The sequence below is a fragment of the Microcystis sp. LE19-41.2A genome (assembly GCF_027530405.1).
In the GTDB taxonomy this organism is placed as follows: Bacteria; Cyanobacteriota; Cyanobacteriia; order Cyanobacteriales; family Microcystaceae; genus Microcystis; species Microcystis aeruginosa.
The window spans coordinates 1-5,994 of record NZ_JAPZQJ010000636.1 but is presented as its reverse complement, the minus strand read 5'-3'; the positions used below and the strand labels follow the sequence as shown (position 1 = coordinate 5,994).

Here is a 5,994-nt window from a genome sequence, read left to right as displayed (position 1 = left end):
AATCCTTATCTGGCAAGAGATTTAATTGATTAGTTCGCTCTAGATCGCAAACAATTGACAAAAATCGCGGTAATGTCTGTCTCTATAAGGGTTTCATTCCTTATAACCCCCATCCATTGCATAACACAAACCGAAGAGCCGAATTAGATAAGTTAAGGAATGTAATTAAGTTTCAGAAAGTCAGTTTTATTTTACTACAAAAAGCCGCTTATCTTTGGGCTGAAAAGTTAAAGAAAATATTGATATAGATTGTATCCTATCGGCTCAATGGTCGCTACTCAAAGAAAAATATCCCAGTCGTCGGGTTATTATTGCCAGCAAAAATATCAAAGATTTCCAAAACATTACTGATTGCTCCCTCTGGGAAGATATACATTATTAAAGCGAAACCGCTTGCTTTTATTTTTTTCAATAATAATTATAGATCCAAAACAATCTATTGGCCGCCCGAAAATTCCCCCCATAATCTTGAGAATTTTTTGATAAATAGGACTCGATCGAGGATAATTAGAAGAAATATTTTGACTCATAACCAAATCTAATCAAGAAGCCCAGTGACGATTCCCCTCCTAGAGTTGTTTGTATTCGCCACCGTTTTGTGCGGATTTTTAGGAACATTCCTGAAAAAAAACTTAATCATGAAGATTATCGCCATGGATGTCATGAGTACCGGCGTTATCGCCTACTATGTGGTGATTTCTTCCCGTGACGGTTTGTTTACTCCCATCCTCAGTACAGTTAAACAGCAAAATTACGCCGATCCTGTACCCCAAGCAGTGATTTTAACAGCGATCGTCATCGGTTTTTCGATTCAGGCGTTAATGCTGGTGGGAGTAATGAAATTAGCTAAAGATAACCCCACCCTCGACAGCAGCGAGATAGAAAAAAATAACACACCATGAATACTTTAACGATCGCTTGGATAAGTTTACCCTTTTTGATCGGCTTTATCATCTATTTATTGCCGCGATTAGACAAATATCTGGCTCTCGCCACCACTATTATCTCTCTCGCCTATTCTCTCCTTCTATTTAGCCAATCCTCCCCCATAACCCTCAACCTACTAGATAATTATGGCGTGAGACTGGTAGCCGATCAGTTAAGTGCCTATTTTATCCTCACCAATGCCCTGGTGACGATGGCAGTTATTTTTTATAACTGGGAAAGTAGCAAAACCGCCTTTTTTTACGCCCAAGCTATCATTCTTCACGGCAGCATTAATTCTGTCTTCGTCTGTGAGGATTTTATTAGCGTTTACGTTGCCTTAGAAGTAATTAGTATTGCCGCTTTTCTGGTGATTGCCTATCCTCGCAGCGATCGCTCTCTCTGGGTTGCCCTGCGTTATCTGTTTATCAGCAATGTGGCGATGTTATTTTACCTTATTGGCGCAGTTTTAGTCTATAAAGCCAATAATTCCTTTGCTTTTGCTGGTTTAAAGGGCGCACCTCCCGAAGCCTTGGCTTTAATCTTCATGGGATTATTAGTCAAAGGGGGAATCTTTGTCTCGGGATTATGGCTACCGATGACACACTCGGAATCGGAAACCTCCGTCTCGGCGCTGATGTCGGGGGTGGTGGTAAAAGCTGGCATTTTTCCCCTCCTGCGCTGTGCTTTAATCCTAGAGGATTTGGATGTCCTAATTCGGCTTTTCGGGGTGCTAACGGCGATTTTTGGCGTGTCATACGCAGTGTTTGAAAAGGATAGCAAGCGGATGTTAGCCTTCCATACTATTTCCCAGTTAGGTTTTATTTTAGCCGCCCCGGTAGTCAGTGGTTTTTATACCCTTACCCACGGTTTAGTTAAATCTTGCCTATTTCTGTTAGCGGGAGTTTTACCCAGTCGCAATTTTAAAGAATTACAGCAACAATCGATCCCTAATTCTCTCTGGATTGCCCTAGTGGTTGCTAGTTTTTCTATCTCTGGATTCCCCCTATTATCTGGTTTTGGTGCGAAAGCGTTAACGATGAAAAATTTAGTCCCCTGGCAAGAGATTATGATCAATCTTGTGGCGGTGGGGACGGCGATTTCCTTTGCTAAATTTATCTTTTTACCCCACGCTGGTGGCGAAAGTAAACAGAAGCTAACTATCGGTTTCTGGATAGCAATAATTCTGCTCCTTGCCGCCCTATTTTTAGCCAATGCCGTCTATGTTGAAGCTTATAATCTCCCCAATCTTATCAAAGCTTTAGCCGTCATCGGTGCCGGGTGGTGGTTATATCTGGGAGTTTTCAAAAAGTTATCCCTAAAATTATCGCGAGCCTGGGAACAATTTGATAATCTCGTCGGTATGATGAGTATAATGTTAGTTCTATTGTTTTGGATGGTCTTAGCATGATCGGACATATAATTCTGCGTTTAACTATGTGGTTTTTACTCACCGCTAATTTTACCCCCGCTAATATTATGATCGGGGTGGCTATTGCTTTTCTTTTGCCCCGTAATTTCGCCTCTAGCGAAACTTTAGGCGATTGGTTAAAGGTAATAATTAAAGTCTTTATAGCTATTCCCCAAGCTTATAAAGAAGCTTTTGAAATCATCTTTCGTCCCCACAAGGAAGAAGAAATTATTTTAGAGAGAATTGCGGGTAAACGTTCACCCAGATTGGCTTTTTGGGATATATTTCTCATTACCTTTACACCGAAAACTATCGTCACCGAATACAAGGAAAATGAGGGTTATGAAGTTCATCTAATTAAACGGAGTTCCCAGGAATGAATATTGTTCTCATTGCCATGATTGTCGCCCTATTAATTCCCCTTTATGAAGTGGCAAAAAATGATGACATCTGGCAAAAAATGGCCGCCTTTGCCAGTGCTTCCAGTAAATCATCGATTATTATTCTAGTGGTGTCGGTTCTGCGGGATGATTGGATGATTGGAGTGGTAGCAGTGATTATTCTCAGTGTCGGTAATGCCGGCTTTATGTTATTAGCACAAATTCTTAAACGACTGAACGAATCATGATTAACATTTTCAGTTATATCTGTATCGCTATCGGAGTTTTTTTCTGGTTTTGGGGAACGGCGCATCTTTTAGACAAGCGCTCGGTATTATATAAATTACATGGTCTATCTGTCGCTGATACCTTGGGTTCCATGGCGATTATTTTCGGGCTACTTTTGAAAGTTCCCCAAAATTGGCCTTTATTGTTATTGGCAATAATTTCCTTAGCAATTTGGAACACCATGTTAGGCTACGTTTTAGCTTATACTTCTAGCGATCGAGAGTAGAATTAAAGATGAATGAAAGTTATCTCTATGTTATTGTTGCCCTCTTGCCTTTAACTGCGGCGATGGTGATGTTACAATCTAATCCCTACCAAGCTCTAGTAATTCGCGGGGTTTTGGGAGCAATAGCAGCCTTAGTTTATGCTTTATTAGGGGCAGCAGATGTGTCTTTAACCGAAGCTTTGATGGGAACCATGTTAGCCGTAACTCTCTACGCGGTGGCGATTCGTTCCTCTTTAGTGATGCGTTTAGGAGTAATTGCGGAGGAAAACGATACAGTTTTAGAACAGTTAAAAACTCAACTACAAACGGTTTTAAGTAAACGTTTTATGCGTTTAGAATTAGTTGCCTACAGTGATAAACAAGCTTTGCAACAGGCACTTATGGATAAGGATATTCATGCCGTCTGTATCCGTCAAGACAATCCAGAAACTATCTCCTACGAAACCACAATTAGATTACCCTATCTCTACGATATTTTTAAAAATGAATTAACGGCAGCCAACACGATTTTAACCTGTATTGAAACCCGAAAATTAGAGGAGAAACACTAATGAAATGGATTTATACTCTAGCCGCCATTGCCTTCGCTATCAAAATGGTAATTATTCCCAATACTGCTTCCTCTGTATCATCCTTAGAAATTGTTGAATCCCTAGTGCGCGACGGCGGTGTTCCTAATGCGGTTTCGGTAGTGATTTTTCGTAATCGTCTTTACGATACCATCTATGAAGTGGTTGTTTTTACCATTGCCATTATGGGGGCGAATTTTCTTTTAGCCACCGAAAAACCCGCCAGTAAAATCCATCAATTTACTGACCAACCTTCAATTATTTTAGCCCGTTTAGGGGCAACAATTACCGCTTTAGTGGGCATTGAATTAGCTATCCGCGGACATTTAAGTCCGGGGGGAGGTTTTGCCGCCGGAGTCGCCGGAGGTACGGCAATTGGTTTAATAGCAATTACCTCGTCTCCCGAATGGATGCAAGCAATTTATCGCCGTTGGCAAGCGGCAACATGGGAGAAAATTTCCGTCTTAGTTTTTATTGTTTTAGCCGCCATTACTCTCTCAGGATTTGAGTTACCCCACGGGGAATTAGGTGCGCTATTTAGTGGCGGCATTTTGCCGATACTAAACATTTTAGTCGCCGTTAAAGTAGCTTTAGGTTCCTGGGCAGTAATCCTCGTTTTTATCCGCTATCGCGGTTTATTGTGAGAGGTTAATATCTATATTTATAGAACGTAGGTTGGGTTGAAGCATGAAACCCAACGCCCACTCATGTTACGCTACCGCTAACCCATCCTACAAATAATTGTGCCTCCCTACTTAATAGCTATAATTTATAGCTTTAGGTCAAAACTGGGGATTAACCGATAATCATAACATGACTTGATGGTTGAAAAAATGCTATAGTAATTTTGTTGCCCTCCTCAAGAATCAATAGGCATCTAATGATTCTGCTAAAAGAACTCCCGAGGTAAAAATTATGGTTAACGTTATTCGCGGTTCTTCAGCTAAACCTGTATCTTCTCAAAGATTAGCTAAATATTTTGAGGAAAGAACAGATATAGAGGGAACATTGTATATCGGCTATCCTATTATTGGAACTCCCCAAGGAGGATATCAAATTGATGCTCTATTAGTCTCTCGTCAGCAAGGGGTTATTATTTTTAATATTGATGAGGGAAAAAATTATGATTTGGATATTGAAGGCACTCAAGACGAGAGCATAACCAAGTTAGAAGCAAAACTGCTGTCTTATAAAGAGCTTGTTCAAAAAAGAAAGCTAATAGTTAACATTTCTGTAGCCACCTATGCACCGATTTGGAATAATTATCCAGAAGGAATTAACCCAGAGGAATATCCTGTTCTTATTAAAGATAAAGATCTTGATGATTTTATCAAGAAATGTCAAGGCAATGATTCTGAATATTTCGAGAAAGTCAACTCAGTTATACAAGCTGTTACAACCATTAGAAAAAAAGACGCTCGCAGTTATGTTGTTAAACCAGATTCTAGGGGAGCAAAGTTAAAAAAATTAGAAGATTCTATCGCTAATCTTGATGAAACTCAAAATAAGGCTGTTTTAGAAACCACTAAAGGTGTACAAAGAATTAGAGGTTTAGCAGGTTCGGGAAAAACAATTGTCTTAGCGCTGAAAGTAGCTTATCTTCATGCAACTCATCCCGATTGGAATATTGCTGTTACCTTCTATACACGCTCGTTAAAGGATCAATACAAAGATTTAATTACTCGGTTTAGTTATGAGCATAAAAATTCCGAACCAGACTGGGAAAAAGTAAAAATTATTCACGCTTGGGGAAGTCCTGAGATAGAAGGAATTTATTATGAGCTATGTATAGCAATTCTCTGACTTATGAGGTACAGTAGCAACAGTGAGTAAACCAATTGCGAATATCTTTTTGAGTAACTTCTAACATAGCCAATTCAATCCCTTCTATTAAGTCTTTGTAAGTTCTCGCCTTCAGTTTTCTTAACGTCGCTTTCACTTTTGACCAAAAGTTTTCAATAGGAGAGAATTCGGGAGAATAAGGAGGTAAATAGATGAGTCTAGCTTTTTCTTGTTCGATTATTTCTCTGACCATTTCTCCGAGATGAATCTTGGCGTTATCCATGATCAGACAGTCTCCTTCTTTAATTTTTGGCAGCACTTCCTTGAGAATAAATCCTTCAAATGTTACCGCATCCACTGCACCGTATATGTTGACTGATGCGACAACTTTTTCTAAGCTTATAGCACTAATTA

General features: G+C 39.7%; 8 protein-coding genes and 1 pseudogene. 8 read left to right on the top strand and 1 reads right to left on the bottom strand.

Annotated elements, in window-relative coordinates:
* Positions 1–554: 554 nt before the first annotated feature.
* The 8 genes from O9290_RS26160 to O9290_RS26125 all read left to right on the top strand — a co-directional run bounded on the left by O9290_RS26160 (position 555) and on the right by O9290_RS26125 (position 5,601).
* Positions 555–902: an NADH-quinone oxidoreductase subunit K gene (locus O9290_RS26160; protein ID WP_002761414.1), complete on the top strand. Its 348-nt coding sequence runs from the start codon at positions 555–557 to the stop codon at positions 900–902.
* Positions 899–2,335, top strand: coding sequence for a cation:proton antiporter (locus O9290_RS26155; protein ID WP_288026930.1), 1,437 nt, complete (start codon positions 899–901; stop codon positions 2,333–2,335). The genes O9290_RS26160 and O9290_RS26155 overlap by 4 nt, the downstream gene beginning before the upstream one ends.
* Positions 2,332–2,715, top strand: coding sequence for a Na+/H+ antiporter subunit E (locus O9290_RS26150; protein ID WP_002761417.1), 384 nt, complete (start codon positions 2,332–2,334; stop codon positions 2,713–2,715). The genes O9290_RS26155 and O9290_RS26150 overlap by 4 nt, the downstream gene beginning before the upstream one ends.
* On the top strand, positions 2,712–2,963 hold the full coding sequence (locus tag O9290_RS26145) for a hypothetical protein (protein ID WP_002739224.1): 252 nt from the start codon (positions 2,712–2,714) through the stop codon (positions 2,961–2,963). The genes O9290_RS26150 and O9290_RS26145 overlap by 4 nt, the downstream gene beginning before the upstream one ends.
* Positions 2,960–3,229, top strand: coding sequence for a monovalent cation/H(+) antiporter subunit G (locus O9290_RS26140; RefSeq protein ID WP_002761419.1), 270 nt, complete (start codon positions 2,960–2,962; stop codon positions 3,227–3,229). The genes O9290_RS26145 and O9290_RS26140 overlap by 4 nt, the downstream gene beginning before the upstream one ends.
* Positions 3,230–3,237: 8 nt before the next feature.
* Positions 3,238–3,780 (top strand): DUF4040 domain-containing protein, encoded by a 543-nt coding sequence (locus tag O9290_RS26135; RefSeq protein ID WP_287969412.1) that lies wholly within the window; start codon positions 3,238–3,240, stop codon positions 3,778–3,780.
* A complete protein-coding gene (locus O9290_RS26130; RefSeq protein WP_125730147.1) occupies positions 3,780–4,442 on the top strand; it encodes a Na(+)/H(+) antiporter subunit B in 663 nt (220 codons plus the stop codon). Before O9290_RS26135 ends, O9290_RS26130 begins: the two co-directional genes overlap by 1 nt.
* Before the next feature lie 271 nt (positions 4,443–4,713).
* A complete protein-coding gene (locus tag O9290_RS26125; protein ID WP_288059523.1) occupies positions 4,714–5,601 on the top strand; it encodes a DEAD/DEAH box helicase in 888 nt (295 codons plus the stop codon).
* A 1-nt stretch (position 5,602) separates the two neighbouring features.
* Here the strand turns inward: O9290_RS26125 and O9290_RS26120 are convergent.
* Positions 5,603–5,994 (bottom strand): annotated as a pseudogene (locus O9290_RS26120) (IS630-like element ISMae26 family transposase); the annotation flags it as partial.